This is a genomic window from Pediococcus cellicola (genome assembly GCF_001438655.1).
In the GTDB taxonomy this organism is placed as follows: domain Bacteria; phylum Bacillota; class Bacilli; order Lactobacillales; family Lactobacillaceae; genus Pediococcus; species Pediococcus cellicola.
Map to the genome: position 1 here is coordinate 22,181 of NZ_JQBR01000004.1, position 26,562 is coordinate 48,742.

The window sequence follows — 26,562 nt, forward strand, 5'->3', positions numbered from 1 at the left end:
ATTATGACTTCCCTTCAGAATTAACGATAGCTCGCATCATACGATCATGATCGGTCACGTCTTTTTTAAATACGACTTGATACTTTTGTCCAAACAACTGACTCAAATCCGCTTTTTGATGATAACCAAATTCACAGTATAACCGGCCGCCAACCTTTAAATATTTTTCAGCTTTTTGACTGAGTTTTTCATAAATAGCCAACCCATCATTCTTGGCAAAAAGGGCCTGATTTGGCTCATAAGTCAGCACACTTTGGTCCATCACATTTTTTTCTGACTCCGCAATATAAGGTGGGTTACAAACAATGACATCAAATCGCTTGTCTCCAAGATTTTCAAACAGATCACTTTGTTCCAGGTGAATGTCAACTTTTTGTTGGTTGACGTTTAGTTTTGCAACTTCTAGTGCCGCTTGAGAAATATCCGAACCTGTTATTTGCCAGGCTTGGCGTTGCTTCTTTAGGGCAATTGCAATCGCACCAGAACCGGTCCCTAGATCCAACACGTCACGTACCATCTGATCATTATCCTTTAATACCCATTCCACAAGTTCTTCAGTTTCGAATCTAGGAATTAAAACGCGTCGATCCACAAATAATTGACTGCCATAAAAAGTGGCCTGCCCAGTAATATATTGAACTGGTTCTCCCTTCGCATAACGTTTTACATTTACCTGAAACTGCTGCCAAATTTGTGGTGATAAATTTTGGCGATAGTGTAAAACTAACTGGGTGTTGTCCCAGTGCATCATGTTAGCCAATAATAACTTGGCACCGGAATCATCAATTCCCATTTTTTCATATGGCTTTAAATACAAAAAAGCCCAATTAAGGGCCTCAATTGTCGTTTTACTCATTACGAAGTTGCTCCATTTTCTTAGCTTGATCGTTTAAAATCAAAGCATCGATAATTTCATCCAACTCACCATTCATAATACGATCTAATTTATTTAAACTTAAGCCAATCCGATGGTCAGTTACCCGATTTTGCGGATAATTATAAGTTCGAATCCGCTCCGAACGATCTCCAGTACCAACCGCATTTTTACGTTCTTCATCATATGCATTTTGTTCACGCGTTTGATAATAATCGTAAACTCGCGCTTTTAAAATTTGCATGGCTTTAACTCGGTTTTGCTGTTGCGAACGTTCATCTTGCATTGCCACCACTATACCTGTAGGTAAATGCGTCATTCGTACCGCTGAAGAAGTCTTGTTAATATGCTGACCACCGGCACCGGATGAACGATACACATCGGTCCTGATATCTTTCGGATCAATATCAATATCAACATCTTCGGCTTCGGGCATAACCCCCACTGTTGCTGTTGACGTATGAACTCGTCCAGCTGATTCTGTCACTGGCACGCGTTGCACTCGATGCGCGCCATTTTCATATTTTAACTTAGAGTACACACGATCGCCTGAAATCATTAGAACAATTTCTTTAAAGCCACCCACTTCGGTTGGGTTTTCATCGACAATTTGAACTTTCCATCCCTGATTTTCGGCATAACGTGAATACATGTTAAACAAATCTGCTGCAAACAAACTGGCCTCATCGCCACCAGCCGCCCCGTGGATTTCCATAATAATATTTTTGTCATCGTTGGGATCACTTGGTAACATGAGCACTTTGATCTGTTCTTCAAGCTTATCTCGTTGTTCTTTTAAAGCACTCAGCTCGGATTTTACCAACTCGTCCATCTCAGGATCTAATTTTTCTCGCTGCATTTCTTCATCATCAGCAATTTGCCCTACAACTTTTTTGTACTCCCGAAACTTGGCCACCGTTTCACGGATACTAGCTTCCTCTTTAGATAACTCTGTAAATTTTTGCGAATCAGAAATGACTTCTGGATCAGCCAAAAGTTCGTTTAATTCATCGTATCGATCTGCAACTGACTGTAATTTATCAATAAAATCATTCATTAATTATCTTTCCTCATTTCATTCAAAGGGGGATTCATATAATGACGGCGACAAACCGGATAATAGGCTTCATTCCCGCCAATTTGCACTTGTTCTCCCTCGTAAACAGGTCTACCATCGGCAAAGCGCAAATTCATAATGGCTTTGTGTTTACAGAACCAACAAATCGTCTTCATTTCCACAATTTTATCAGCATAAATTAAAAGATATTTAGACCCCTCAAATAATTCATTTCTAAAATCATTTTTCAAGCCAAAAGTCATCACTGGAATATTTAATTCATCCACAATTCTGGCCAGTTCAACGATATGATGCTTTTTTAAGAACTGAGCTTCATCAATTAAAACACAAGCTGCATCCGAATTTAATTCTGAAACACGCTGATAGACATCTGTATCATCAAAAATAGGTTCGGCATTACGATGCAGTCCGATTCGACTGGCAATTTCACCAACCTTTTCTCGTGTATCAATCCCGCTGGTCATCAAAATAACTGATTTATGCTGCTCCTCGTAATTATGGGCAACTTTTAAAATTTCGATTGATTTACCACTATTCATCGCGCCATAGTGAAAAAATAACTGTGCCAAAGTAGTTTCTCCCTTGTTTTTACTTCCTATATAGTATAGCTGATTACTAAAAAAATTTCATCTTCAATTATTTTTCTCATCTTATGTCATACAATCCATCATCAGAATAAAAAGGAACTCACGGTGCAGTGATGGTCAAAAGTTTAAGAAAAAGCCTTCATTTCACTTCAAACTTTCTTTTTTTAGTCAATGGGCTTAAAATTAACTTCTAGGATTTATGGGTCACGTACCCTTTCCAACAATTTAATGGAGGAGTCTCATGTCACTTAAAAGCTCGCTTGCAATTACAACCGGAAAATCAGCCTATTGGTTTTTGCACAAATTTAGAAATGGTGGAAGTTCACTTCCAGGTAAATTAACCACAAAGATTGATCCTGACATACTCAAAGTGTTAGGCCAAAATTATGATGTTATCGTCATCACTGGTACTAACGGAAAAACACTGACGACCGCCTTAACGGTCAAAGTATTAGGTCAAAAATTTGATCATGTGTTAACAAATCCCAGTGGTTCAAACATGGAACAAGGAATTGTCACCACTTTTTTGACTGCCAAAAAATCTAAACGAGGGCGTCAAATTGCGGTACTCGAAGTGGATGAAGCCAATGTTATTAAAGTGACCAAGTACATTAAGCCTCTAGCTTTTGTTTTCACAAATATTTTCCGAGACCAAATGGACCGCTACGGTGAAATCTATACAACCTACCAAAAAATTCTAGATGGCGTGGCTTTAGCACCAGAGGCCACCATCATTGCTAACGGAGACGCTTCAATTTTTAATTCCAAAAAACTCCCTAATCCCATTCAGTACTACGGTTTTAATAACCAGCCGGATGGTGAAAAAATGGCTGACGTCAACACTGATGGGATTCTTTGTCCGGTCTGTCAACACATTTTACATTATAAATTTATCGTTTATAGCAATTTAGGTAAATATTACTGCCCTAATTGCGGGTTTAACCGTCCAGAACTCAATTATCAACTGACTAGTATTGACCAGCTGACACCCGCTAGTTCGTCCTTCACCATTGACGGCACAGCCTTTAATCTTCACATTGGCGGTTTATATAATGTGTATAATGCACTTGCCGCTTACGCTGTTGGTAAATTTATGGGAGTAGATTCAGCTGACATTGCCACAGCATTGAATGATCCCGACGAGCGAGTCTTTGGGCGTCAAGAACAAATTCAAGTTGGTGATAAAGAAATTACAATCGTCCTAGTTAAAAACCCCGTTGGTCTTAACCAAGTGATTGACATGGTGGGAACTGAAACACAACCTTTTTCGCTGGTAGGCTTACTAAATGCTAATTACGCGGACGGTCTTGATACAAGCTGGATCTGGGACGGCGAATTTGAGAAGCTTCCTAAAATGAACATTAAACAATTCATGACCGGTGGCGAGAGATACAAAGACATTACGTTTAGACTCAAAGTAGCTGGTGTCACCGATGATAAGTTACTGGTGGAACCCAATTTACAAGATGTCATTGCTAAGTTCAAAGATTTACCAACCAAACGGGTCTACGTATTTGCCACATACACTGCGATGCTCCAATTACGCAAACAATTGGCAGAGGACGGCTATATTAAGGAGGGAATTTAAAATGAAATATTCCTTAGACGTTGCCCATCTCTACGGCAACTTACTCAATACCTACGGAGACAACGGAAATCTTCTTGCTTTAAAATACTACGCAAAACAAATGGATACGGATCTCAACATCAAGGTGGTCAGTCTCGGTGATGATTTTAAGGCTAGTGATTACGATCTCGTTTTCTTCGGTGGTGGTCAGGATTATGAACAATTAATTGTCTCTAAAGATATTCCTGCAAAAAAAGAAGAATTAACCAAATATATTGACGAGGGTGGCCCAATGCTTGCCATTTGTGGTGGTTATCAACTTTTAGGCCACTATTATATCGGTGCCCAAGGAGAAAAGATTCCTGGCATTGGCGCTTTAGATCATTACACCTTAAGCCAAGATCATAACCGCTTTATCGGCAATATCTTAATTAAAAATAAAGAAACCAATGAAGAATACCATGGTTTTGAAAATCATAATGGCATGACCTTTTTAGGCCAGGGCGAGAAACCACTGGGAGTTGTCGAAAGCGGCCATGGTAATAATGGCTCCGACAAAACCGAGGGTGTCATTTATAAGAATGTTTATGGCTCCTACTTTCATGGTCCGATCTTGACGCGTAACGGTTCATTAGCAAAACGCCTTTTAATTACTGCACTAACACGCAAATATCCACAGGCAGATTTAAGTGCGCAAAAAGCCCTCAAAATTTCAGAAACATTTTAAAATAAAAGGATGGTTGAGAACATTTTTCTCAACCATCCTTTTTATTTAGTCTTCGCCTGGTTCACTCGCAATAATTTGTAAGTTTCCTTTTAAAGTCCAATCTTTCACTTGATAAGGAAGAATGAAATGATCTCCCTTTTTAATTTTATATTCTGTTCCGTCCACATCAAGCGTTCCTTCGCCCTTCAATACAGACGCTAATGTGTAAGGGGCACTTTGACGATTGAATGTAGCCGTGCCACCATTCAATTGCCACTGATAAACTGAGAAGTGTGGTGAAACTGGCGGTTTGACATAAGTAGTCACTTCCGCATCTCCCACTTGTGTTTTCTCAATATTTAGCTTGGGATCTTGATGTGGCACTGTCGTCACGTCAATAGACTGCTTCAAATGCAATTCACGTTTCTGTCCCGTCTTTTTGTCAACACGATCAAAATCATATAAACGGTATGTAGTGTCACTGCTTTGTTGCGTTTCTAGTACCACGATTCCTTTTCCTAAAGCATGAATCGTCCCACTTGGCACATAATAGAAATCTCCTGCCTTTACTGGTACGCGTCGGAATAGCTTTTGCCACTGACCGTGGTTAATCCAATCTGCCAATTCCTCATGTGTTTTCGCATTATGGCCATAATAAAGTTCTGCACCGGGTTCTGCGGAAATAACATACCAGCATTCTGTTTTACCTAATTCATGCTCATGCTCCGCAGCATACGCATCATCTGGGTGAACTTGAACAGACAGGTCATCATTTGCATCTAAGATTTTGGTCAGCAGTGGGAACACGTCTCCCTTTGCGTCGCCAAAAGCTTCTCGATGTTGATCCCAGACTTGATTCAAGGTTAAGCCTTTGTACGGGCCGTTTTTAACTGTGGCTGGTCCATGTGGATGTGCTGAAATGGCCCAGCATTCTCCAGTCTGGTCACTTGGAATTTGATACCCAAATTCAGTTGCTAATTTCTTGCCACCCCAGATTTTTTCATGAAATACGGGTTCCAAAAATAATGGTTCACTCAAAACTATCTCTCCTTTCGCTACTACAGGAATAGTTTACCATAAAACCGAAGCGCTTTCAGTACTGATTAAAAAATGTCTATACAAATTTTAAAGCGCTTTTTTCTAGCTACTCAAAGCGCAATGTAATCCTTTATAGGGAAAAACCATCATGGTAGTCACCTAATTATTTTGTAAAAAAGCTTCAATCACAGCTTGCCGATACTTAAAGTAGATTTGATTCTTAGCCGTAGGATGAACACGATTCGATAAAAAGATGAGGCCACGATGCTGGACAGCATCAACCAACAGCATCGTTCCTGTAAAGCCACTATGCTTTAAAATCCAATGATCAGATTGCTTGATAAGTCCCCATCCAAACGATCTAGTTAAGTTGGAATTTGCAGTTTGATTCGCAAATAGGGCATTTACAGTCTGCTTTTTTAAAACGCCGGGCTGCTTCTCAGGAGCTAACAACCAGGACACAAATTGGGTCAGATCATTCAAAGTAGAAAATAGACCAGCCGACCCACAGTGTGCTCCTAAAATTCGGGCTTTAGGATCGTGAACCATGCCACGTGTAAGCCCCGTTTGAAGAGTCCACTCTGTTGGGACACAGCTTAATGGATCTGGATGAAACGTAGAATGTCTCAGATTCAGTGGCTCCAACACCTTTTTTTTAATGGCCGTTTGCACTGGTACATGCAATAGCCGTTCCACAATCAAGCCAAGAAAAATGTAATTCAAATCAGAATAAACAACCTTTTGATTAAAATCAGGCCCAATTTTAAGTGTATATATCGCCCTTAAAAGTTCACGCGTGCCTAATTCGTTACGGTGAGGAATATAACCGGTAATTCCTGAAGTGTGTGTTAATAAGTGCCGAATAGTCACACGGCTATCGAAAAATTGAGGTAAAATTTCCACAACTGGCTGATCATATGACAACTGATTTGCTTCCACTAACTGACCAATTAAAATTTCCGTTCCTACAACTTTAGTTAAGGAGGCTACGTCATATATCATTTCGGGGCGCAATTTTTCATGATGCGGTTTAATTTCCGCCTCACCTAAAACGTTTTTCACAATTCGGTCATGGTCAATAATGGCATACGAAACGCCAGGAACAATTTTATCCGTCACCATTTTTTCAATTTGTTTGGCGATATGTTGATACTGATTTTGCATTGCCAATCTCCTGTCCATAATCTAAAAATACCATCATTCACTTATTGTCTCACTCTTCTATAACGAGAACCGCGAATAATGGTATTTTTTAAATTAAATTTTAAATCACTTCATTACCTGAAAACTGACTGTTGTACAAATCAGCGTAAAACCCATTTTGGGCCATCAAACTGTCATGATCCCCTGTTTCAACAATCTGACCGTGGTTAACCACCACAATATTTTGTGCGTTACGAATCGTAGAAAGGCGGTGCGCAACCACAAAACTCGTCCTGTTTTTCAACAACTTATTCATAGCATGCTGAATCAAAACTTCGGTCCGTGTATCCACTGAACTTGTCGCTTCATCCAGGATCAAAACTTTTGGATCTGCCAAGAAGGCTCGCGCAATTGTCAGTAATTGGCGTTGTCCCTGGGAGATATTGCTTGCGGCTTCATTTAAGACGGTATCATAACCATCTGGAAGCTGTCTAATAAACGTATCTGCATGGGCAGCCTTAGCAGCAGCCACCATATCTTCATCGGTGGCACTTTCACGACCATACTTGATATTCTCTCGAATTGTCCCCGTAAATAGCCATGTGTCCTGAAGAACCATTGCAAAATCGGAGCGTAATGCTTCACGACTCAAATTACGTGTATCCACACCATCTAACTTGATCGATCCATCTTTAATATCATAGAAGCGTTCCAATAAGTTAATAATCGTCGTTTTTCCAGCACCAGTCGGACCCACAATTGCCACCATTTCGCCAGAATTAACTTTCAAGTTAAAGTCTTGAATAAGAGGCGTATCTTCAACGTAACGAAAATCGACATGATCAAAGATGACTTCAGCATCCGGATTCTTCACATCTGGGATTTCCACATGTGTCTCTTCCATTTCTGGTTCATCTAAAACCGCAAAAATTCGTTCTGCAGAAGCAATTGTCATCTGAATGGTATTCGTCAAGTTGGCAATTTGAGTAATTGGTTGTGAAAATTGCTGTGTATACTGCAAGAAGGCCTGAACATTACCTAATGTAATTTGGCCATGGGCAACTTGAACGCCACCAATAATTGCCACAAAAACATACCCAAGATTCTTAATAAAATTCATTAAAGGCATGATTAAACCAGAGACAAACTGTGCTTTCCAAGCATAATTTAAATACTGATCATTTTCTTTTTTGAAATCTTGAATAGCCTTATTTTCGTGATTAAAACTTTTGATAACGGTATGTCCCGCATACGTTTCTTCAACCTGATCGTTTAAAAGACCTAAATGCTTTTGTTGCCCTGCAAAAAACTTCTGTGATTTAGGGGCCACAAATGCCACCACAATTAAACTTAATGGCACTGTCAAAACGGCAATCAAAGTCAATTTCCAGCTAATGGTCAGCATCATGTAGAGAACGCCAACGAACTGAAGGACACTTGTCACCAACTGCGTCAAGCTTTGCTGCAATGTCCCTGAAATATTATCCATATCATTAGACATCCGGCTCATCACGTCACCATTAGAATGAGTATCATAGTAGGAAACCGGAACGCGTTGCAACTTATCTTTAAAATCTTTTCGCATTTGGTAAACAGCGCGCTGTGAAACCTGTGTCATAATGGCCTGTTGTGCAAAACTAAACAGCGCAGACAACCCATATAAAATCCCCACGGTCGTCAAGATATGAATAATCTTCGTAAAGTTAATTGGCAGTGTATGAAGACCAATACCGGCCTTCATTTGTGCTGATCCCTTCATAACGCCAGCAAAAATCTGGGTTGTGGCTTCACCCAAAACTTTAGGTGCCCGAATTTGAAGAATAACCGAAACGGCAGCCAAAATGAGCACGATAACGACCATCACCATCCACGGAGAGAGGTAACGAAGCAAACGCCCAGTTGTTTTCCAAAAATGTTGTGGCTTTTCAACTGGCATTCCCATTCCCACTCGGCGACCACTATGACCGCCGGTACGTTGAGGCTTTTTTTCTGGATTTTTAGCCATTTGCTTGATCTCCTTTCTTAATTTGTGAATCAATGATTTCACGATAAGTTTCATTATTTGCTTTTAATTCTTGATGTGTGCCTTGACCCACGATCTTACCACCATCGATAACTAGAATTAAATCAGCATCTGCCACCGTTGCAATACGTTGTGCCACAATCACCACAACGCTCTTTTGAATTTGTTTATCTTCTCTTAAGGAGTGACGCAATTCGGCATCTGTTTTAAAATCTAGCGCAGAAAACGAATCATCGAAAACATATACCGGTGCCTGTTTAACTAAGGTTCGAGCAATCGTCAACCGTTGCTTTTGCCCACCTGAGAAGTTATCCCCATCTTGTTCAACCCAAGCATCCAATCCGTCTTCATCTTTATGAATAAATTCTGTAGCCTGTGCGATTTCCATAGCACGCCAAATTTGGTCATCAGTCGCATCCGGATTCCCGAATTGCATATTCTCTCGAACCGTCCCACGGAACAATACTGATTTTTGCTGTGCCAAAGCAACTTGATCATGCACTTCTTCTTGAGCCATTGCTCTAACGTCTGTGCCATTAATACGTACCTCACCCTTTTCAGGATCGAAGAAACGTGGAATTAAACTGACTAACGTGGATTTTCCTGAACCGGTACCTCCGATAATGGCCACTGTTTGGCCCGCATGTGCCTTAAAATTTGCCCCATCGATTGCTAATTTTTCAGCACCTTTATACCGAAAGTCAACATGGTCAAATTCTAATGAAGCTGTTTGCGAAGCCGCATCCTTTGCCAAGGGTTGGTCTGGATCCAAAACACTATTTTTCATTTCTAAAACTTCATTAATTCGTTTTGCAGAAGCCGAAGCACGTGGTATAAATACAAAGACCATGGAAAGCATCATAAAACTCATCAGAATTTGAGCTGCATAAGTCATGAAGGCAACCAAGTTACCAACCTGCATCGTCTGATTCGAAATGAGTTTAGCACCATACCAGATAATTCCCATATTTGTACCACTCATAATTAACGTCATGATTGGGAACATAAACGAAACAATTGTGAAGACTTTAATGGCGGTTTGTGTGTAATCCTTGTTAGCACCCCCAAATCGATCCTGTTCAAACTTATCACGATTAAACGCACGGATCACACGAACACCGGTCAAACCTTCACGAAATACTAAGTTAATGCGATCAATCTTTTTTTGCATACTCTGAAACAGAGGCACTGCAAAGTACATAATAATGCCCACAAAAACGGCTAAGACTGGTAAAGAAACCAAGAAAACAGCCGTTAATGCCGGTTGCTTACTGTATGCCATAAAGCCTGCACCAACCAGCATAACTGGCGATTGTAACATCATTCTTAAAACCATTACCATGACATTTTGGATCTGAATGACATCATTTGTGGTTCTCGTAATTAATGATGCATCCCCAAATTGTTCAAATTCATGATTAGATAAAAAAGAAACCTTTTTAAAAAGTGCATCACGAATTTTACTACCCATTCGTTGTGATTGTGTGGCCGCAAAATAGACATTTCCTCCAGCTGCAAGCACACCCAAAAACGATATAGCCAACATTTTATATCCAGAATGCCAGATATAAGGGATGTTACTTTTGGCAACCCCGTTGTTAATAATATCTGATGTGATATTAGGCAGCCATAAATCACACATAACTTGTACGATTAAAAATACGGTTCCAATGGCTACTGCCCACCAGGCTAAGTATCGACATGATAATTTAAACATTTAACCAAGCTCCTTTTCTCTTCTTAATGCCCCATTTGCAATCCAATCCAGATTTATAGCAAAACCCGTTTTTAGGTCAGCAATGGTCTCTGGTGAGTCTTCTTTTTGAGAATGGAAGTAATGCCCTATCGAATGCACCAAAATCATGAAAACTAAACGTTGCAAAGCTTTTAACTCAGTATCGCTATTGACCCGCAATTTTGAACGATCCACGGATGTGCTGACCTGGTCTTCAATATCTCGCATAGTCTTAAAAAAAGGATAGCTTGCCTTATTCTTACTAAATCGCGGCGAATTCTGTGCATGTTGAAAATTCGTTGCCACATCATTTTTAAAAATATCAGCGTTTGGCCCTTCAACTACTTCTGCCACTGCATACTCAAAGAAACGCTTCATAGAGCTAAACAAATCGCCATGTGTTTCGTGAATAAGTTCTAACAAATGATGCTCCATGTCGGTCACCAGCGTGCCGATGTAGTAAAAATAGAGATCTTCTTTGTCTTCAAAATACTGATAAAAACTCCCACGAGGAATTTGGGCATCTGCGACAATCGCACTAACTGAAACTTCAGCTAAAGGTGCTCGTGAAAATTCATGCTGTGCAGCTAGCATAAGACGTTTCTTTTTGGCTTCATTTAAATTAAAAAAAGTTGCTGTTGGCATTTCTTCCTCCTCAAAAATGACACACTGTCATAATTGATGATTATACGCTTAATCTATGCATTTGCAAGATGAAAATAAACCACATAGTAGCTCTATGTAATTTAATGACAAAAACTAAAAATAACGATAAACCAGCATGCATTAGCATTGGTTTACCGTCATTTCGGACACTTATGTTTATTTAACTTGAATAATTTGTTGTTTCATTTTTGGCACATATGGGTATTATTTCTGGTTATGTTCGTTCGCCTTTGAATCAGGGTTCAATTTTCAACTAACTTATATGTACACAAAAAAAGAGCTGTTACATCAATAAAAGCGTTGATGTAACGGCTCTTCTTTGTTTAAGTTATTGGGCATACTGGGATCGAACCAGTAAATTACGGATTCAGAGTCCGTGGCCTTACCATTTGGCGAATGCCCATTAATTTTACCTATATTATATTACCGTCTTTCTCAAGAACTGTCAACAGATGATTCAAAATCTTTCCTATAAACTGACAAACTACGGGCTTTTTGCTACAATATACTGTTGTGAGGTGAAATCTATGGCAACAAATTCAGATTCAATCTATAACGTGTTATCCCAAATTCGAAAACATCCTGATCGTGCCAAAATTAATACGTTGGGTTACACAAACGTTGTGCAGTTAAATATGCCTGATAGCATGGCAGTCGCTAATCCAGAAATCTATTTCCCTGATGAAACTTTATTAGTAGATCGCTTATCAGACGAATTTGTGGACAAATATAACGTACTCCTTGATTATTTTAATAGCCTAACCAAAAGACCAATGAAGTCTTACCATGAAGTCTGGATTACGACCTCTCACATTTTAGAGCAAAAATCCTATATGCTTGAGCTAACTTATGAATAAACGAGAATTGAAGATCGCACTAGCCGATACTAAACAAAAATTGGTCATTTGGGCAGTTATCGCTGTTTTGTGTTTAGTCAGTGAAAATCTGATACAGCTTTCTTTTCTTCCGTTTATGATGATCGCTATTTTTATTTATTGGCTTTACCTATTTATAACTTTTGTTTATCTAACCATTTTAACTTACAAACGATAATTGAGGGCTAAGGTATTGACTTTGTGGCTCAAATAAGATAAATTAGAACAGTACTAATTTTGCCCGCTGGTCAAATTGGTTTAAGACGTCGCCCTCTCAAGGCGGAGCTACGGGTTCGAACCCCGTGCGGGTGATAATTCATAATAAAACAGGTCTAAAACACTGTTATCACAATGTTTTAGACCTGTTTTATTTAATGGGAATTTCATCGTTTCATCACCATTTACATCATGCACAAAACGAAAAAAGCTTGTCGATTCTGCAACCGATTAAACATTTTAATGCGATTGACGCTCCCATCTTGGCATGTGAAAAAAATCACCGTAATCAAAACCATTCACGTTACCAAACGTCACAACGAGATCAAATAAAATCAACATTGGCTGGTACCGGTGGTAATCCATGTATGAGTCAATTGATAATCATCGTTAACTCTAATATTAAAAAGGCAATAGCCCCACTGCTTCGCTTAAACCTTGTGCGCCGTCCATTGTATCTGTGTGCGCACACTCCTTCATATTTTAGTTATGAATTAATTTTGTATCATCAAACACAAAAAGCTACCCGAACAATTCGAGGTAGCTTTCCATCATAAATTTAGTGTCGTTTATAAATTATGTTTTTGATCGTCTCTAGTCCCTAATAATTTTCCAATAACCGGAATCTTGCCAAACTCATCCGAACTATCAGAAGGTACCACAACCATGTTTGTGTTTGATTTTGCCAAATCTGAAAAAGCATTAATAGATTGGTTCTGGAAATACTTGTCAGTTACTTCAGACAAACCAGCTTGCACAGTGTCGATTCGATAACGTTCCGCATTAGCACGCGTTTTGGTAGCATCAGCTTCCGCCTTAGCAGTCGCCATTAGCGCGTCATTTTTAGCCTTCGTTGTTAATTCAATGGATTTAGCTTCCCCTTCGGCCTTAGCAATCGCAGCTACCCGTTCACGATCGGCCGTCAACTGTTTGTCCATCGCTTCTTGAATTGCGCGTGAAGGAGTCAATTCGTCAATATTGATTCGATCAACATTAATACCATATGTGTTAGTGAGATCCCCAATCGCAAGTGTTAACTCCTGATTAATCTTGGCCGTTGAACCTAAAGCCTCATTTAAATCCATTCGCCCAATAATATCCCGCAAATGTCCACGTACAAGTTGGGCCATCGATTCCACGGAATCCGTATTTTCGTATTGATATTTTACAGGATCCGTAACATGAAAGTTTAGTGTCAAACTAGCTGAAACATCCGCATTATCTTTGGTGATAATTGAATAATTTGGCAATGCCAAAGGTTCCATAGCCAAACTCACATTCCTAATTTTTTGAAAGAAAGGCCAATAAAAATGAAATCCTGGCTCTACACTACGTTTGTACTTTCCTAAAGTTTCTACTAATCCACGATTATTCTGAGGTACAATTCTAAATCCAAATGGCATGTTAACACTCCTCCGTTTTTCTGGTATCCGTGCATGAATGGTTCGTTCTGGCTGTCGATTTTCATCACGCTTATTTTGTTTCTTAGTGGCGCGTTTTCGTGCCGCAATAACGTTTTGTTGAACCTTTTTATACTGATCTGTATAATTACCGCTCAACGCTGAACCCATCATTTCGTTAAGGAAACCATGGGCCTGTTTCTGTTGGTTTGCCATCCTATCTCCCCCAAATGGCTAAATTTTTTGTAAGGTTAAAATATTTCCGTTTGCCTCAATGACCGCATATTCCGCGGTAGCATCGACTTCACTATTATCATTAATCAAATATCGGTAGTAAATTCCTGAAACCAATACTAACCCATTGTCTGGATTGATATCCTTTCCTAAAACTGTTTTGCCAATTATCTGGCGTTTTTCGAAATTTTTAGTGCCATGATTTGCACTCAATAAACTCACAATATACATATTGACACTCTGGTTGGCACGATCAGCTTCCTCCGCTAATCGATCATACAAGGATTGGTCCATGCGTAGCAGAAACCGTTTGTCTTTTGAATTTCCCGCCATAAAATTGGTCACCTCATTTCAATATCACATTGATATCAACCTAATCGTAAAGATTTTTGCCTTAAAAGTCAAGAAAAATCCAAATAAAAAAGCCCTGAGAACTTTCAAATATACCTCACTTCACTAGAAAGGAAATTTGCTAAATTCTACAGGACTTATTTTATTTTTTAACAAGCTCTACAACTCTTTATTTACCAAGGCGTTGATTGAGTTCTTGTGTTTGTGCTTCATAACCAGGACGGCCAAGCAAAGCAAACATATTGCTCTTGTATGCTTCTACTCCAGGTTGATTGAATGGGTTAATCCCATTTAAGTAACCTGAAATACCAACAGCAATTTCAAAGAAGTAGATCAAGTAGCCCAATGTATAAGCGTCTTGTTGAGGAATATTTACATTCATAACAGGAACGCCACCATCATTATGAGCTAAAGTAACTCCTTGATGAGCCTTCTTATTAACTTCATCCATGGTACGGCCTTCAAGATACTTAAGACCATCAAGATTCTTTTCTTCCTTAGGAATGTTCAAGTCATGATTAGGCTTATCCACATTCACAACCGTTTCCATCAGGTTACGACGACCTTCTTGAATATATTGACCAAGTGAATGTAAATCAGTTGAGAAGTTTGCAGATGAAGGATAGATACCCTTTTGATCTTTTCCTTCTGATTCACCCATTAATTGTTTCCACCATTCGCCAAAGTACTGTAAAGTTGGTTCAAAGTTTTCTAATAATTCAGTGGTGTAGCCTTTACGATACAAAATGTTACGCAATGCTGCGTATTTGTAAGCATCATTTTTGGTTACGTCAGGATCCTTATAAGCGTCACGACCATCAGCAGCACCTTGCATTAATTGATCAATGTCGCCACCAGCAACCGCAATTGGTAATAAACCAACCGCAGAAAGTACAGAGAAACGTCCACCAATGTCATCAGGAACAACGAATTCTTCGTAGCCTTCAGCATCAGATTCAGTCTTTAAAGCGCCTTTAGCTTTATCAGTTGTGGCAAAAATTCGTTCCTTAGCGCCTTCTTTACCATACTTAGCAACTAATTTTTCTTTCAGTACTCGGAATGCAATTGAAGGTTCTGTGGTCGTCCCTGACTTAGAAATCACGTTAATCGAAAAGTCACGGTCGCCAATCAAATTAACCAAATCAGTTAAGTAAGTTGAACTGATTGAATTTCCAGCAAAGAATACTTGTGGGATGCCATTGCGTTGTTCTTTAGGAAGTAAGTTATAGAAAGTATTTCCCAAGAAATCAATTGCTGCACGTGCACCTAAATATGAACCACCAATACCAATCGCAACAAAGACTTCTGAATTATTTTGAATCTTCTTTGCAGCAGCTTTAATACGTGCAAATTCACTCTTATCATAGTCTACAGGCAAATCAATGAAGCCACGGAAATCATTTCCAGCTCCAGTACCCTCACGTAATTCCTTATCTGCTGCAGTAACAAGTGGTTGCATTTCAGTAAGTTCATTGTAATGAACAAACTTTGAAACAGCTGAACCATCAAACGAAATATGTGCCATTGCTTTTTTACCTCACTTTATATTTTTAATGTTCACTAATTTATTATACACCCGATCCCTAAAATTTGAAGCGTAACCAGGCGGGCTGTCTTTAGAAGATAAACTCGTTAGACGCCTCACAAGTTGTCCAAATTAGGATCGAACCATTTTTCAAAATTAACGTACACGAATTCAAGAAAAGTTACTTTTTTTCAAAATAAAAAACAGCATCTCTACTGTTCCTCAAATTAACGCAATTATTTCATTAATGCCAACAACGTTGAGCCAATAATAATTAAGATAGAACCGAAAATAACATATTGCATTTCACGATGTGTCTTGTGCTCACCCAAGAACCAGATACTTCCAAAGGTGGAGATCACAATTCCGGCCTGTGCTAATGAATAACTAATTGCCAATCCAACACTTGGAATCGCCAGAAACATGAAGATATTTCCAATGCCCCAAACTAACCCAGTAATGATGTTTGCCCATGTATGTTGATCTTTGAAAGCAGTCACTGCTGCTTTAGATAGGAAAACAAAGACAATTGCACCTGCAAGCATGCCAATTGCCTGTGGTAAAATAACTGCTTTGGCATTCACATCAGCAAATCGAACCACTACCGTATAACCAATATAGCCAATTGTTGAAATAACTAAGGCCCGAATTCCTGCGCCCATATCTTCATCTTTGTTATGTTCCTTGTCACTTTTATCACGCAAAGATGTAAATGTAGCCCCAACAATTAGTGCAATGACGGCAACTGTTCCCATGGTAATAGTTTTACCAGTCGTCCATTCATGCCAGATCAAAACACCCGCTAAGGCATTTCCAGCTAACTGGAGACCTGTTGATAAAGGAACTGTCTTAGACACACCAATTTTTTTCATTGAGGTGAACTGCATCCCCTGACCAACTGCCCAGAACAGTCCAGAAACCACACCGGCAATCCACACTTTAGCAGAGAGCGTTGGTTGATACAAAAACCAAGTAAAAATAGCGAACACAACAGCTCCCATGGTCATTCCAAGTGTTTGTTGTGGTGCCGTGCCACCAAGGCGACCTGACACAAGTCCAATACTCCCCCAAGCAATCGCTGGAATCAGCGCAATTATGATACCCATTATAAATTCTCCTTATTCTCTAAAAATTAAAGTCTATACCAAGACAAAGAAACATTTTAACAGGAAAGTAACCGTTTTTACAAGGGCTAAATTATTAAATTTAATTGATATATACTCTAAATTCAACTGTAACGCCCGTCATGTCTACATTTGAGGCCACTTGTTTTTTGTTTGTAAAATATCGGTATAGGCCAAATAATTGGCTAATTTTTATACTTAGTCACTACTTTTGTTATCTTTTCTCTATGATAACGTTTTCTGGATTCAACTATTTTTCTCCCATTCTTATCAATCAAAAATGGTCTGCATTTTCTAAATTAAATGTGTTAAAATAGAAATGTTCGTTTAATGCAACCTTTTTACACATCGTTGTAATATATTTTGGGAGGATTTTATTTATGTCATTAGTTAACGGTAACGAAATCTTTGCTGAAGCTCGCAAAGGTCATTACGCAGTTGGTGCTTTTAACACTAACAACTTGGAATGGACTCGTGCAATTCTTGGCGCTGCTCAAGAAAAAAACACACCAGTTTTGATCCAAACTTCTATGGGAGCTGCAAAGTACATGGGTGGCTATGAACTTTGTTTAAACTTAGTTCAACAAACCATGAAGTCAATGAACATCACAGTTCCAGTTATCATGCATTTAGACCATGGTAACTACGAAGCTGCTAAAGAATGTATCGAAGTTGGTTACAACTCTGTTATGTTTGATGGTCATGATTTACCATTTGCAGAAAACTTAGAAAAAACTAAGGAAATTGTTAAGTTGGCACATGCTAAAGGTATGTCTGTTGAAGCCGAAGTTGGTTCAATCGGTGGAGAAGAAGACGGTATCATTGGTGAAGGCGAATTAGCTGATGTTGAAGAAGCTAAACAAATCGCTGCAACTGGCGTTGATTACCTTGCTTGTGGAATTGGTAACATCCATGGTCAATACCCAGAAAACTGGAAGGGTCTTAACTTTGACCGTTTGAAGGAATTGGCTGACGTTATTTCTACACCACTTGTATTACATGGTGGTTCAGGAATTCCTAAGGAACAAATCCAAAAAGCTATCTCAATGGGTGTTGCTAAGGTTAACGTTAACACTGAATGCCAGATGGCTTTCGCAGCTGCAACTCGTAAGTACATTGAAGAAGGACATGACCAAAATGATATTAAAGGTTATGACCCTCGTAAGTTACTTGCACCTGGTACAAAAGCTATTAAAGATACAGTTGAAAGCCGTATCGAATGGTTCGGTACACCAGCTGTTAAATAATTTTTGATAAGTAAAAAGCAGAATCCGTTTGGATTCTGCTTTTTTTGTTGTCATTTTTTACCTGGTAGCCGCACCGTAAAAGTTGTACCCTTTCCCAACTGACTAGATACCTTAATTTGCCCATCATGAGCTTTAACCAATTGATGAACAATTGCCATACCGAGTCCAGACTCACCGTACTTGGTATTCTTACGAGAAACATCTGCTTTATAATACCGCTCCCAAATATTTTTCATTTGGTCTTCAGACATACCTATTCCTGTATCTGAAACGGTAACAATACAATTTTTCTTATCATCATTTTTCGCATGTACCGAAATTGTCCCACCGGTCGTAAACTGAATCGCGTTCTGCATAATATTAAACATAATCTGGACAAATCGATCATAATCTGCGTATGCCACCACATTAGTAGCGACTTGAATGACAAAGTGGTCTTTGGCCTCATCTGCTTTTTTCTGAAGTTGCTCTACCAAATTATTTATCACTTCATGGACATAAATTTCATGTCGATTCAACACAATTTGATTGGTCCGAATTTTTTCGTAATCCAAATTATCATTAACCAATCGGATGAGACGCTTCGTTTCGTTACTCATCAGCTGCAAACTTTCTTCTTTGCTCTCTTCTGGAATTGCATCATACGTAAGCCCCTCGAGTAAACCATTAATGGTGGTTAACGGCGTGCGCATTTCATGGGCAGCATCCGCTAAAAACTCACGTCGCCGTTGCTCTTGTCGTTTAATTTCTTCGTTGGATGCTTTGAGAGACTCCGTCATATGGTTAAAGTCAGATGCTAGCCCATCAATTTCATCATTACCTTTTGTAGGAACCGTAATGTCGAAGTTTCCTTCACCAATTTTGTGTGCTGCTCTGCGGATACGGTCAATTCGAGAAACCGAATACTTGGCTAGCGCGTACGCGATTAGAATTGAAACCAATCCAGAAATCAAAAAAGCAATTAAAAGATTGTGTTGAATTTTTCGCATGTTAGACTCAATATTAGCTACCGGAGACCCTACTGAGATCACGGCAATTAAAGTGCCGTCCTCATTGCGGTACGGCTTTATAATATCTGTCGTGGGATGTTGTTTGCGCCCCACTTGATTTAATCGTCGGTCAGACTTGGTCGTTAGTGTTTCACCTTGTTTTAATTTTTTCCACTGCGCATTAGTAATGGCCGGCGAGTAATCATTTTTCGGATAGGCAATCGTATTTTGCTTGTTATAAATAGTGAAGTGAATAGCCTGATTAGCCAACAGGCGTTCACTATTTTGCAAGCCAGTAATTTGGATACCTGCAAACTCCCCATCTGTATTGACCACAACGGATTGTTGAAAGACGCTATCCGCATACCCCTCCAACTGTTTCCAAGTATCTCGATACACCATACGATTAGAAAACTGAATAAAGGCGATTCCAAACACAATTACCGTCGTGAAGATTACCACAAAAAAGGCAAGCATCTGTTGGTAAAGGAGTTTTAATTTCATTCCTAATCCCTCGCTTTGCTATCGTCAAACTTATAGCCAACTCCCCAAACCGTCTGAATAATCTGCGGTCCTACCTTTTCAATTTTTTGCCGTAATTTTTTTATATGTGCATCAACTGTACGTTCATCCCCATAAAACTCATAATTCCAAACCAATTGCAGTAACTGTTCGCGTGAAAAAACTTGCCTTGGCTTTTGTGCTAAAGTCTTTAGTAAATCGAACTCTTTAGGTGTTAAATCAGGAATCAATTTGCCATCCAAATAAGCTTCTCTAGTAGATGAACTTAACTTAAAGTTGTGTGTTTCGACATCGAAATGGTTTTTTCCAGTTTGCGTTTCGTTTTCATTCGCGACACCCATTTGTGCGCGGCGGTGTAAGGCTTTAATTCGTGCAATTAAGGTAATGGGACTAAAGGGCTTGGTCACGTAATCGTCCGCACCCATCTCTAATCCCAAAACTTGATCACTCTCAGAATCCCTGGCGGTCAACATAATAATCGGCACTGTTTTCGAAATTTCACGAATTTCCGAACTCACTTCCATGCCGTCTTTACCGGGCAAATTTAAATCCAGCGTAATCATATCCCAATCATCTGGAGATTGTTTGAACATTTCAACGGCCTCATTACCATCGTAAGCAAACGAGGCATCCCACTGTTCTTTTTTGAAGAACATCCCCATCATTTCAGATACGGACTTGTTATCCTCAATCATCAAAATTTTCATCCTGGCCCCTCCTCCAAATTTATCCATGTTCTTAGTATAATTCAAAGTGTCGCTTAAACCTAGCCACGAATGAAGTTTAACGTCATCTTTTCATCAAATAGTGTCTTGTTCTACAATTAATTCATAACAGAGTAAAAAACTTAATTATTTAGTTTGAAAAGGCTATAATCAACTTATAGTTATTCAAAACTAATATCGGACAGTTATCTTGGCAATTTAAATCATTCAAAAGTCATTTTTACTAGATAACGTCTTAGGAGGAAATATTATGATAGAAGCATACGGAAAATTTTGGCGCAATATTACTGATTTTTCAGGAGTTGCGAAACGTGGCGAATATTGGTGGCCAGCCATCATTAACTGGATTCTTGGCTCACTTATTGTGACAATTATTCAGTTAATCATGGGCCATCCTATATCTGAGATTTATACTTGGCAAGACGTTGGTGTTTCCTCGATCAGAAATATCGTGTTATTCATCGTTTGGATTGCAACTTTATCGGTTTCGATTCGGCGTTTGCATGATACTGATCGTTCCGGCTGGTGGATACTCATTCAAATCATTCCCCTTATTGGTACGATCTGGTTTTTCATCTTGATGCTCTTACCTGGAAAACCAGGACGCTGGAACTAATCCACTAGGAAGTGTGCACATGGATCCAAATTTAAATGACATTATTTTTACAAACAAAAAGTACAAATTCAATTTTCGATCGGCTGGTTTACTAGAGTCCCACCACCGTTACTTAGTGCATGTCACGCAGGATTCGGCAGCTCATTTTACATTTATTGGTGGTAAAGTTAAATTTGATGAATCATCAAAAGATGCCATTCTAAGAGAATTTTGGGAAGAATTGCACATTCATGTGCAGATTGATCGCCTATTATTTGTCATTGAACATCGCATGCCGAATAACTTTCAGCAAGTAGTACTCTTATATCTAGTTAGGACCCAAGATACTATTCCGAAGTACACCAACAAGCACCACAAATTGGCGTGGCAATCCTTTACTGAATTACAGCACATTGACATCCAGCCCAATGTCTTCCAAGGTTTAAAAGAAATTCCAAAGCACACGCAATATTGGCAAGACATTTCCTGATCGTAAATAAAAGCGAGAGCGGGTATTTTCCCAGCTCTCGCTTTTTTAATAAAATCTATTTCTTATCAAACACCTGTGACTGTAAAACTTTCCAATCACGAAATACCTGGTCGGAAACGTCAAATTGCTCATCATTTTCAAGATACGCCTTTGCTTTTAAAACCAGTGGCGAAGCATTGCTGGAATTCAATTGGTCTAACGACAGCCATTTGGCTCCTAAAGAATCTTGCCCCACAAATTGAGAAGCATATGCAACTGTTGTTCCTTGCCACTCATTCACACGATAAAACACACAAATATGCTGATTATACAACCATTTTTCATAATGCCAAGGATATTTAAAGCTCGTCGTTCCGAGTTGATTTAGCTTGATAACTTGTAGGCCTGTTTCTTCTTCAATTTCACGTCCAATCGCTTTTTCAAGTGATTCTCCATCTTCTAAGCTGCCTCCTGGTAAATCGTAGCGATTAATATAAGGCCCACCATTTTTCTTAATGACTACTAATTTATTTTTGTGTGTGATTACACCATATACACCAAAAGCACGATGGTATTTTTTAGTCATCTGGTCAATCCTCCTTAGACCAATTAGAAACTGCATATATTACTACAAAATAATTCATCCGCCCCGAAAATTGTAATTGTTCTGATTTACGATTTAAATCAAATTTCTCTTACAAACACAAAAGGCCATTTATCAATTTCCAACTCATTTAAATTTATTTCTAATTCTTGGTTGATTTTACTGTAAATCATCACGTCTCACAAGGACCACTGTCAATTAATACAGCTATCGTCAGCTCATCTCCACATGATTTCTAAATTGCACTACGCAAACGGATTTCCATATTTATCACAATATTTGTAAAAACCTAATTTATACAAATCTGTAGCTTTATCTGCCTCTGAATTGGGAAGAAAATGGATCATTTTTAATACAAGATTAGTAAATTCCAACGCAGCAGTGCCATTAGCCGTGACAAGATTACGATCATGCACAGCTTGTACAGGAATAAATTCAGTTTGATTCGTATATTCTTTAAAATCATGCCATAAATACTGGGCGTTGCCAGTATGCTTATAATGCAGTAACAGTCCATTCTCAGCCAAATAATCTACTGCACCGCAAATGGCTGCGGTCGGTTTATTCGCAGCTAAGTGAGTTGCAATGAACTTTTTTAATGGTTCGTTTTTAATCTTCCATGAATTGCCACCAATCAATACGAGAAGGTCACATGGTTCGGCCAGTTCATCAATTAAATAATTCACTCTAGTTTCAAAACCACCAATTGATGCCACTAGTTTAGTCGTTGAACAGGTTTTTACGTTCCAAGCGACACTTTTATTTAACTGACTTGCCAAATAACCATACTCCCAATCCGCATAGTCCTCTAACATCACAAAAATTGCGTTTTTCATTATATAATCCTCCATTTGCGAATGTATGTTCGCCATATTGCTAATATACATCTCCCAATAGTTAAATACAATGAAATTTTAAGCTGTTCTCAATAGTGGCACTCTCACATTATTTATTAAAAGAATTGCTAAGCTTATTCACTAGCACTTATTTGATTGGAATTAAAATTTCACAATATCCTCTATCAACGAAAGTCTGTTGATAACGTTCAATGACCGGTTGCTTAACCATATTTACATGATGATCATCAATTATTTGACACATATTCCTGTAAAATTCATTGATCGATTTTTCGTCATGACTAATTAAAAAAACAGCGTATTTTCCTCCCGGCAAAATTCTTTGTTCAACGGCCGTTCTAAATTTACTTTTATTGATAATAAGACACGTATCATAACGACAATTCTCATTAGCAATTATTTGGGGATCATCCAACGCTATCCCTAAAATGGTTGATCCTCTAAAAAGGCCTTCAGATCTAACCCAATTTTTAAAAGATGTCATTAATTTGTTATTTTCTATTCCATAAGGACCTATTCGTCTAAAATAGGCGACTCTTGTTGGTCTTAAACATTCAATATTCATTTTTACGCTACTCCGATTCTAATACTCAGGCGCCCTGTATTAGTAGCATACCGCCAGTTAAAATGAAATGCATTATTTTTTTATACGAATTTAATTCACATCTTTATGTGAATCCAAATTGTAAAGATGAAAATACATGTTTATTTATGAAGCTTAACAATCTGAGTTACTTTACTCATCATTTCGATTATTTACATACCGCTTCAAAAAAATAGAAACTATTTTCATAGTTTCTATTACGGTATAAAATATTCAACTCATTAAGAACAGCCTAATTTTTGGACATTTAATTATATTTTATATTTATTTACCAATTTATAATCAAATATCCACCAAAACATACTTACACAGAACAACATACCCATAATCACTGATATGAAACTACCATTCTTTTCAGACGTTTGTGGTAAAACACTCGATTTATTAGAAATATCTTTGTTAGAAGTGCTTTTTATCGTACTAATTTTATTTGCCTTTTTAGCAACAACACTCGTTTTGTTTGTCGTGCTTGTAGTATTAGCATTTGTAACGGACTTTGTTTTATCTGCCTTGCTATCCGTTTGGGCATCATCCTTATTATTCGAAGATTTTGAAGATGAATCATCTATGCTATCAAGGCCTACCCAATCAGAAGATTCCATTGATTTTGGAAACGGCGTTCTGCTCCATCTGATTACGTGTGTTTTCTTGTTTTCTTCCATATAAAAACTTGGGTCTCCCATTGTGGCGCCTTTTTCAAGACTTTCTTCTCTCGCATCATTTTCAGAAGAATCTAGAGACGAGTTATTCACGTTTGAAGAAGATGCTTTTTCCATTGTTATTTTTATGTTCGAAGTTGGATCCTTCATTGTGGCGCCTTGTTCTGAACTATCGATACTTTCTGAGTCAGACGAATTATTTGAGCTTGCACTCGTGGTAGCTGCATCTGCTACGCTACCAAAATTCATAAATAATGAAATTGTTACCACTGAAACTATCCCAATTAAACCTTTTTTATTTAACATATCTTAATTCCCCCCGAAAAAATTTTGTAACTAATATTGTAAACACTGATAACTGACATTATCGCTTTCGATGAAAAGGGTAACACACCATTTCGTGTTTTTCAAATCAGCAATCACGATTTCTCCCCTGGAAGTTAGTTAATATTAAGCAACTAATATTTCAAGGCACTATTTCTTACGTTTAATTAAAGAAGTAGAAACTTTTTTTCAAGCTTCCACTGTTATATAACTATTCGGTTGAGTCACTTACTTTCATTGACCGATCAATCTTGGAACGTCCAGTCGTATAATCAAATTTAACTCCTGACTCGACATTCCAAAAAAACACGTTAAAATCAAGTGATTTATCTGTTGATAATGCTTGTAAATGATAACCAATTGGCATTAAATCCTGATTCTTAAAAACAGTTGAAACCTGATAAATCACTCTTTTATTCGCTTCTAAAGTATTACGGACTCTTTCTTCAAATAGTTGCATGGTTTTTTGATTACTAAATTCCGTTTGAGTTGATAAATTTTTAGGATTGTCCAGCAATCCCAACTCATTAACATCATATTGACCGTCCTTATTAAATTTGCCTGTAATTGAATAAGCTAGGAGATGTCCACCGTGAAGTACCTCAATTTGCCGGCCATTAATACTCCTATAGGTCACCAATCTTGACTAGTACGTGTGCTTGATTGAACCAAATTACGTCGTTCCAAATACCCAGTTACCGTGATTGTTCGATTCAAGTTGTCTAAACTTCCATAACTTATTTTCCAAGCAGCCGTATTCAAAGTACTTTTATTACCATTTACTTTTAAATATGCGGTACCAACACTTTTAAATGTCAAACTACGTAAATTATCATCTTTAACATTTTGAATACCGTTGCTTTTATTGGTTATTCTGATCTGCTCAGATAAATTTTGTCCCAATCCTTGATCTATATAATTCTTGACCGATTATCGATTGACACCCAACAAAGCCGTAATAACAACGAATAAAGTTACCAGCCAATTAGTAGTTTCTTTCCAATCCTCACTAGATTTCTTCGCTGACAAATGAATGCCGTTCATCAGTATTTTTGACTAAGATCTTTGCTATTCCTAAATAATCTGATGCCTCTTCATAAGTTGCAATTTTTGTCGCATCTTTCTCAGAAACACTAACTTCCACTAAATCTAAATAGGTCCAAACAAATTTATTATTTTTCGTATCTTTTACACGATAGGCCATAAAAAAACGCTCCTTAAACAAAAATAACTGCTCCACTGATTTAAAATGAACAGCTAGTTAATGACACTGAGAATTTCATCTGTTGTCAATCATAAATTAGTTGGCGAATCTTATTTTGAACTAGGCAATTATTTCAAATGAAAATAGCCTTCAGAACAAACCGCATAAAAACGGCATTCTGAAGACTATTGACAGCTATCTTATTCACTTAATGGAGTCGGCGGGGATCGAACCCGCGTCCAAGCATATTGCCACCCAGATATCTACGCTCATAGGCATACTATTTAAATTTCACTAATCAAAACACCGTATGTCAGGGTTCTCTTGACCAGCTAATCTGATTAGTCTCTTCAAGTCACTTCAGATGGGAGTACCTTGCGTGAGTCCACTAAATTTAAGACCTGTATCTAACACATGGACGATGCCAGGCAGATCTACGTTAAGCTGTTATTAAGCAGCTAAAGCGTAAGAATTGTTATTATTTTTTGCAGTTATAATTTAAACTGAACGTTTTTACGTAGACGTAACCTACGAAGCGCAATCCAGACTCAACCTATACCTGTCGAATCCATAACGACCCCAAAACAACACTACTAATATACCACAGCCTAATACAAAAGC

29 protein-coding genes, 2 tRNA genes and 1 other RNA gene are annotated in these 26,562 nt (G+C 38.3%); 9 read left to right on the top strand and 23 right to left on the bottom strand.

The features are described from left to right. Position 1: 1 nt before the first annotated feature. The 3 genes from prmC to IV80_RS04515 are packed head-to-tail and all read right to left on the bottom strand — an operon-like array spanning position 2 to position 2,521. The gene (gene prmC, locus IV80_RS04505; RefSeq protein WP_057750155.1) at positions 2 to 856 is read right to left on the bottom strand and encodes a peptide chain release factor N(5)-glutamine methyltransferase; all 855 of its coding nucleotides are present in this window, start codon (positions 854 to 856) and stop codon (positions 2 to 4) included. Continuing rightward, positions 849 to 1,931, bottom strand: a complete 1,083-nt coding sequence (prfA, locus tag IV80_RS04510) for a peptide chain release factor 1 (RefSeq protein WP_057750158.1) — start codon at positions 1,929 to 1,931, stop codon at positions 849 to 851. The genes prmC and prfA overlap by 8 nt, the downstream gene beginning before the upstream one ends. Further along, on the bottom strand, positions 1,931 to 2,521 hold the full coding sequence (locus IV80_RS04515) for a thymidine kinase (RefSeq protein ID WP_057750162.1): 591 nt from the start codon (positions 2,519 to 2,521) through the stop codon (positions 1,931 to 1,933). Before IV80_RS04515 ends, prfA begins: the two co-directional genes overlap by 1 nt. A 259-nt stretch (positions 2,522 to 2,780) precedes the next feature. Between IV80_RS04515 and IV80_RS04520 the strand changes: the two genes are divergently transcribed. Next, on the top strand, positions 2,781 to 4,127 hold the full coding sequence (locus tag IV80_RS04520; protein WP_057750165.1) for a Mur ligase family protein: 1,347 nt from the start codon (positions 2,781 to 2,783) through the stop codon (positions 4,125 to 4,127). A 1-nt stretch (position 4,128) separates the two neighbouring features. After that, the gene (locus IV80_RS04525; protein ID WP_057750168.1) at positions 4,129 to 4,833 is read left to right on the top strand and encodes a type 1 glutamine amidotransferase; all 705 of its coding nucleotides are present in this window, start codon (positions 4,129 to 4,131) and stop codon (positions 4,831 to 4,833) included. Positions 4,834 to 4,878: 45 nt separating this feature from the next. On the opposite strand, the gene manA is transcribed toward IV80_RS04525, so the two are convergent. The 6 genes from manA to IV80_RS04555 form a co-directional block, all read right to left on the bottom strand. Then, positions 4,879 to 5,850 (bottom strand): mannose-6-phosphate isomerase, class I, encoded by a 972-nt coding sequence (manA, locus tag IV80_RS04530; protein ID WP_057750171.1) that lies wholly within the window; start codon positions 5,848 to 5,850, stop codon positions 4,879 to 4,881. A gap of 159 nt (positions 5,851 to 6,009) precedes the next feature. Beyond that, a complete protein-coding gene (locus IV80_RS04535) occupies positions 6,010 to 7,014 on the bottom strand; it encodes a serine hydrolase domain-containing protein (protein WP_057750173.1) in 1,005 nt (334 codons plus the stop codon). A 100-nt stretch (positions 7,015 to 7,114) separates the two neighbouring features. Then, complete coding sequence (locus tag IV80_RS04540) at positions 7,115 to 8,998, bottom strand: ABC transporter ATP-binding protein (protein ID WP_057750176.1); 1,884 nt, start codon at positions 8,996 to 8,998, stop codon at positions 7,115 to 7,117. Then, positions 8,991 to 10,733, bottom strand: coding sequence for an ABC transporter ATP-binding protein (locus IV80_RS04545; RefSeq protein WP_057750177.1), 1,743 nt, complete (start codon positions 10,731 to 10,733; stop codon positions 8,991 to 8,993). The genes IV80_RS04540 and IV80_RS04545 overlap by 8 nt, the downstream gene beginning before the upstream one ends. After that, positions 10,734 to 11,396: a TetR/AcrR family transcriptional regulator gene (locus IV80_RS04550; RefSeq protein ID WP_057750179.1), complete on the bottom strand. Its 663-nt coding sequence runs from the start codon at positions 11,394 to 11,396 to the stop codon at positions 10,734 to 10,736. A gap of 352 nt (positions 11,397 to 11,748) precedes the next feature. Continuing rightward, positions 11,749 to 11,820: transfer RNA gene (locus IV80_RS04555), tRNA-Gln, on the bottom strand. Between the two features lie 124 nt (positions 11,821 to 11,944). On the opposite strand from IV80_RS04555, the gene IV80_RS04560 reads away from it, so the two are divergent. The 4 genes from IV80_RS04560 (at position 11,945) to IV80_RS04575 (ending at position 13,065) form a co-directional block, all read left to right on the top strand. After that, positions 11,945 to 12,274: a hypothetical protein gene (locus IV80_RS04560; protein WP_057750181.1), complete on the top strand. Its 330-nt coding sequence runs from the start codon at positions 11,945 to 11,947 to the stop codon at positions 12,272 to 12,274. Next, positions 12,267 to 12,470 carry a hypothetical protein gene (locus tag IV80_RS04565; RefSeq protein ID WP_057750184.1) on the top strand — a complete coding sequence of 68 codons (204 nt, stop codon included), beginning with the start codon at positions 12,267 to 12,269 and terminating at the stop codon, positions 12,468 to 12,470. Before IV80_RS04560 ends, IV80_RS04565 begins: the two co-directional genes overlap by 8 nt. Positions 12,471 to 12,530: 60 nt before the next feature. Continuing rightward, positions 12,531 to 12,604, top strand: a tRNA-Glu gene (locus IV80_RS04570). Continuing rightward, on the top strand, positions 12,595 to 13,065 hold the full coding sequence (locus IV80_RS04575; protein ID WP_162259297.1) for a hypothetical protein: 471 nt from the start codon (positions 12,595 to 12,597) through the stop codon (positions 13,063 to 13,065). The genes IV80_RS04570 and IV80_RS04575 overlap by 10 nt, the downstream gene beginning before the upstream one ends. A gap of 12 nt (positions 13,066 to 13,077) precedes the next feature. On the opposite strand, the gene IV80_RS04580 is transcribed toward IV80_RS04575, so the two are convergent. From IV80_RS04580 to IV80_RS04595, 4 genes are all read right to left on the bottom strand, one after another. Then, positions 13,078 to 13,911 (bottom strand): SPFH domain-containing protein, encoded by an 834-nt coding sequence (locus tag IV80_RS04580; protein ID WP_057750695.1) that lies wholly within the window; start codon positions 13,909 to 13,911, stop codon positions 13,078 to 13,080. 231 nt (positions 13,912 to 14,142) lie between these two features. Then, positions 14,143 to 14,475, bottom strand: coding sequence for a toxin-antitoxin system HicB family antitoxin (locus tag IV80_RS04585; protein ID WP_057750211.1), 333 nt, complete (start codon positions 14,473 to 14,475; stop codon positions 14,143 to 14,145). Between the two features lie 187 nt (positions 14,476 to 14,662). Then, a complete protein-coding gene (locus IV80_RS04590) occupies positions 14,663 to 16,018 on the bottom strand; it encodes a glucose-6-phosphate isomerase (protein WP_057750221.1) in 1,356 nt (451 codons plus the stop codon). A gap of 236 nt (positions 16,019 to 16,254) precedes the next feature. Further along, positions 16,255 to 17,124 carry a GRP family sugar transporter gene (locus tag IV80_RS04595; protein WP_057750224.1) on the bottom strand — a complete coding sequence of 290 codons (870 nt, stop codon included), beginning with the start codon at positions 17,122 to 17,124 and terminating at the stop codon, positions 16,255 to 16,257. Between the two features lie 398 nt (positions 17,125 to 17,522). On the opposite strand from IV80_RS04595, the gene IV80_RS04600 reads away from it, so the two are divergent. Further along, complete coding sequence (locus IV80_RS04600) at positions 17,523 to 18,389, top strand: class II fructose-bisphosphate aldolase (RefSeq protein ID WP_057750227.1); 867 nt, start codon at positions 17,523 to 17,525, stop codon at positions 18,387 to 18,389. Positions 18,390 to 18,439: 50 nt separating this feature from the next. Here the strand turns inward: IV80_RS04600 and IV80_RS04605 are convergent, their stop codons facing one another. Both IV80_RS04605 and IV80_RS04610 read right to left on the bottom strand, forming a co-directional pair. Further along, positions 18,440 to 19,882, bottom strand: a complete 1,443-nt coding sequence (locus IV80_RS04605) for a sensor histidine kinase (protein WP_057750229.1) — start codon at positions 19,880 to 19,882, stop codon at positions 18,440 to 18,442. A 2-nt stretch (positions 19,883 to 19,884) separates the two neighbouring features. Continuing rightward, positions 19,885 to 20,607: a response regulator transcription factor gene (locus IV80_RS04610; RefSeq protein WP_057750232.1), complete on the bottom strand. Its 723-nt coding sequence runs from the start codon at positions 20,605 to 20,607 to the stop codon at positions 19,885 to 19,887. A 268-nt stretch (positions 20,608 to 20,875) separates the two neighbouring features. Between IV80_RS04610 and IV80_RS04615 the strand changes: the two genes are divergently transcribed. Continuing rightward, positions 20,876 to 21,241, top strand: coding sequence for a DUF805 domain-containing protein (locus tag IV80_RS04615; protein WP_057750235.1), 366 nt, complete (start codon positions 20,876 to 20,878; stop codon positions 21,239 to 21,241). 19 nt (positions 21,242 to 21,260) lie between these two features. Beyond that, positions 21,261 to 21,710 carry an NUDIX domain-containing protein gene (locus IV80_RS04620; protein WP_057750238.1) on the top strand — a complete coding sequence of 150 codons (450 nt, stop codon included), beginning with the start codon at positions 21,261 to 21,263 and terminating at the stop codon, positions 21,708 to 21,710. Between the two features lie 55 nt (positions 21,711 to 21,765). Here the strand turns inward: IV80_RS04620 and IV80_RS04625 are convergent, their stop codons facing one another. The 8 genes from IV80_RS04625 to ssrA all read right to left on the bottom strand — a co-directional run bounded on the left by IV80_RS04625 (position 21,766) and on the right by ssrA (position 26,522). Beyond that, positions 21,766 to 22,275 carry an NUDIX hydrolase gene (locus IV80_RS04625; protein WP_057750241.1) on the bottom strand — a complete coding sequence of 170 codons (510 nt, stop codon included), beginning with the start codon at positions 22,273 to 22,275 and terminating at the stop codon, positions 21,766 to 21,768. Positions 22,276 to 22,538: 263 nt separating this feature from the next. Then, positions 22,539 to 23,129, bottom strand: coding sequence for a DJ-1/PfpI family protein (locus IV80_RS04630; protein WP_057750243.1), 591 nt, complete (start codon positions 23,127 to 23,129; stop codon positions 22,539 to 22,541). A gap of 148 nt (positions 23,130 to 23,277) precedes the next feature. Beyond that, positions 23,278 to 23,715: an AraC family transcriptional regulator gene (locus IV80_RS04635; protein ID WP_057750246.1), complete on the bottom strand. Its 438-nt coding sequence runs from the start codon at positions 23,713 to 23,715 to the stop codon at positions 23,278 to 23,280. A gap of 290 nt (positions 23,716 to 24,005) precedes the next feature. Further along, complete coding sequence (locus IV80_RS04640) at positions 24,006 to 24,719, bottom strand: hypothetical protein (protein ID WP_057750248.1); 714 nt, start codon at positions 24,717 to 24,719, stop codon at positions 24,006 to 24,008. Positions 24,720 to 24,948: 229 nt separating this feature from the next. After that, the gene (locus IV80_RS10175; protein WP_236699571.1) at positions 24,949 to 25,374 is read right to left on the bottom strand and encodes a DNA/RNA non-specific endonuclease; all 426 of its coding nucleotides are present in this window, start codon (positions 25,372 to 25,374) and stop codon (positions 24,949 to 24,951) included. After that, a complete protein-coding gene (locus IV80_RS10180; protein WP_236699572.1) occupies positions 25,371 to 25,640 on the bottom strand; it encodes a hypothetical protein in 270 nt (89 codons plus the stop codon). Before IV80_RS10180 ends, IV80_RS10175 begins: the two co-directional genes overlap by 4 nt. 106 nt (positions 25,641 to 25,746) lie before the next feature. Beyond that, positions 25,747 to 25,941 carry a hypothetical protein gene (locus IV80_RS04650; RefSeq protein WP_057750250.1) on the bottom strand — a complete coding sequence of 65 codons (195 nt, stop codon included), beginning with the start codon at positions 25,939 to 25,941 and terminating at the stop codon, positions 25,747 to 25,749. Positions 25,942 to 26,150: 209 nt separating this feature from the next. Then, positions 26,151 to 26,522, bottom strand: a transfer-messenger RNA (tmRNA) gene (gene ssrA / locus IV80_RS09985). Positions 26,523 to 26,562: the final 40 nt, after the last annotated feature.

Bases quoted from the DNA above. Each gene is read 5' to 3' on its own strand.
- IV80_RS04620 (WP_057750238.1), top strand. From the start codon at position 21,261: ATGGATCCAAATTTAAATGACATTATTTTTACAAACAAAAAGTACAAA.
- IV80_RS04535 (WP_057750173.1), bottom strand. From the start codon at position 7,014: ATGCAAAATCAGTATCAACATATCGCCAAACAAATTGAAAAAATGGTG.
- IV80_RS04640 (WP_057750248.1), bottom strand. From the start codon at position 24,719: ATGTTAAATAAAAAAGGTTTAATTGGGATAGTTTCAGTGGTAACAATT.
- IV80_RS04585 (WP_057750211.1), bottom strand. From the start codon at position 14,475: ATGGCGGGAAATTCAAAAGACAAACGGTTTCTGCTACGCATGGACCAA.
- IV80_RS04545 (WP_057750177.1), bottom strand. From the start codon at position 10,733: ATGTTTAAATTATCATGTCGATACTTAGCCTGGTGGGCAGTAGCCATT.
- IV80_RS04605 (WP_057750229.1), bottom strand. From the start codon at position 19,882: ATGAAATTAAAACTCCTTTACCAACAGATGCTTGCCTTTTTTGTGGTA.
- IV80_RS04540 (WP_057750176.1), bottom strand. From the start codon at position 8,998: ATGGCTAAAAATCCAGAAAAAAAGCCTCAACGTACCGGCGGTCATAGT.
- IV80_RS04565 (WP_057750184.1), top strand. From the start codon at position 12,267: ATGAATAAACGAGAATTGAAGATCGCACTAGCCGATACTAAACAAAAA.
- IV80_RS04590 (WP_057750221.1), bottom strand. From the start codon at position 16,018: ATGGCACATATTTCGTTTGATGGTTCAGCTGTTTCAAAGTTTGTTCAT.
- IV80_RS04615 (WP_057750235.1), top strand. From the start codon at position 20,876: ATGATAGAAGCATACGGAAAATTTTGGCGCAATATTACTGATTTTTCA.
- IV80_RS04525 (WP_057750168.1), top strand. From the start codon at position 4,129: ATGAAATATTCCTTAGACGTTGCCCATCTCTACGGCAACTTACTCAAT.
- prmC (WP_057750155.1), bottom strand. From the start codon at position 856: ATGAGTAAAACGACAATTGAGGCCCTTAATTGGGCTTTTTTGTATTTA.
- IV80_RS04630 (WP_057750243.1), bottom strand. From the start codon at position 23,129: ATGAAAAACGCAATTTTTGTGATGTTAGAGGACTATGCGGATTGGGAG.
- IV80_RS04520 (WP_057750165.1), top strand. From the start codon at position 2,781: ATGTCACTTAAAAGCTCGCTTGCAATTACAACCGGAAAATCAGCCTAT.
- IV80_RS04625 (WP_057750241.1), bottom strand. From the start codon at position 22,275: ATGACTAAAAAATACCATCGTGCTTTTGGTGTATATGGTGTAATCACA.
- IV80_RS04550 (WP_057750179.1), bottom strand. From the start codon at position 11,396: ATGCCAACAGCAACTTTTTTTAATTTAAATGAAGCCAAAAAGAAACGT.
- prfA (WP_057750158.1), bottom strand. From the start codon at position 1,931: ATGAATGATTTTATTGATAAATTACAGTCAGTTGCAGATCGATACGAT.
- IV80_RS04580 (WP_057750695.1), bottom strand. From the start codon at position 13,911: ATGCCATTTGGATTTAGAATTGTACCTCAGAATAATCGTGGATTAGTA.
- IV80_RS04600 (WP_057750227.1), top strand. From the start codon at position 17,523: ATGTCATTAGTTAACGGTAACGAAATCTTTGCTGAAGCTCGCAAAGGT.
- IV80_RS04595 (WP_057750224.1), bottom strand. From the start codon at position 17,124: ATGGGTATCATAATTGCGCTGATTCCAGCGATTGCTTGGGGGAGTATT.
- IV80_RS04610 (WP_057750232.1), bottom strand. From the start codon at position 20,607: ATGAAAATTTTGATGATTGAGGATAACAAGTCCGTATCTGAAATGATG.
- IV80_RS04635 (WP_057750246.1), bottom strand. From the start codon at position 23,715: ATGAATATTGAATGTTTAAGACCAACAAGAGTCGCCTATTTTAGACGA.
- IV80_RS04560 (WP_057750181.1), top strand. From the start codon at position 11,945: ATGGCAACAAATTCAGATTCAATCTATAACGTGTTATCCCAAATTCGA.
- IV80_RS04650 (WP_057750250.1), bottom strand. From the start codon at position 25,941: ATGGCCTATCGTGTAAAAGATACGAAAAATAATAAATTTGTTTGGACC.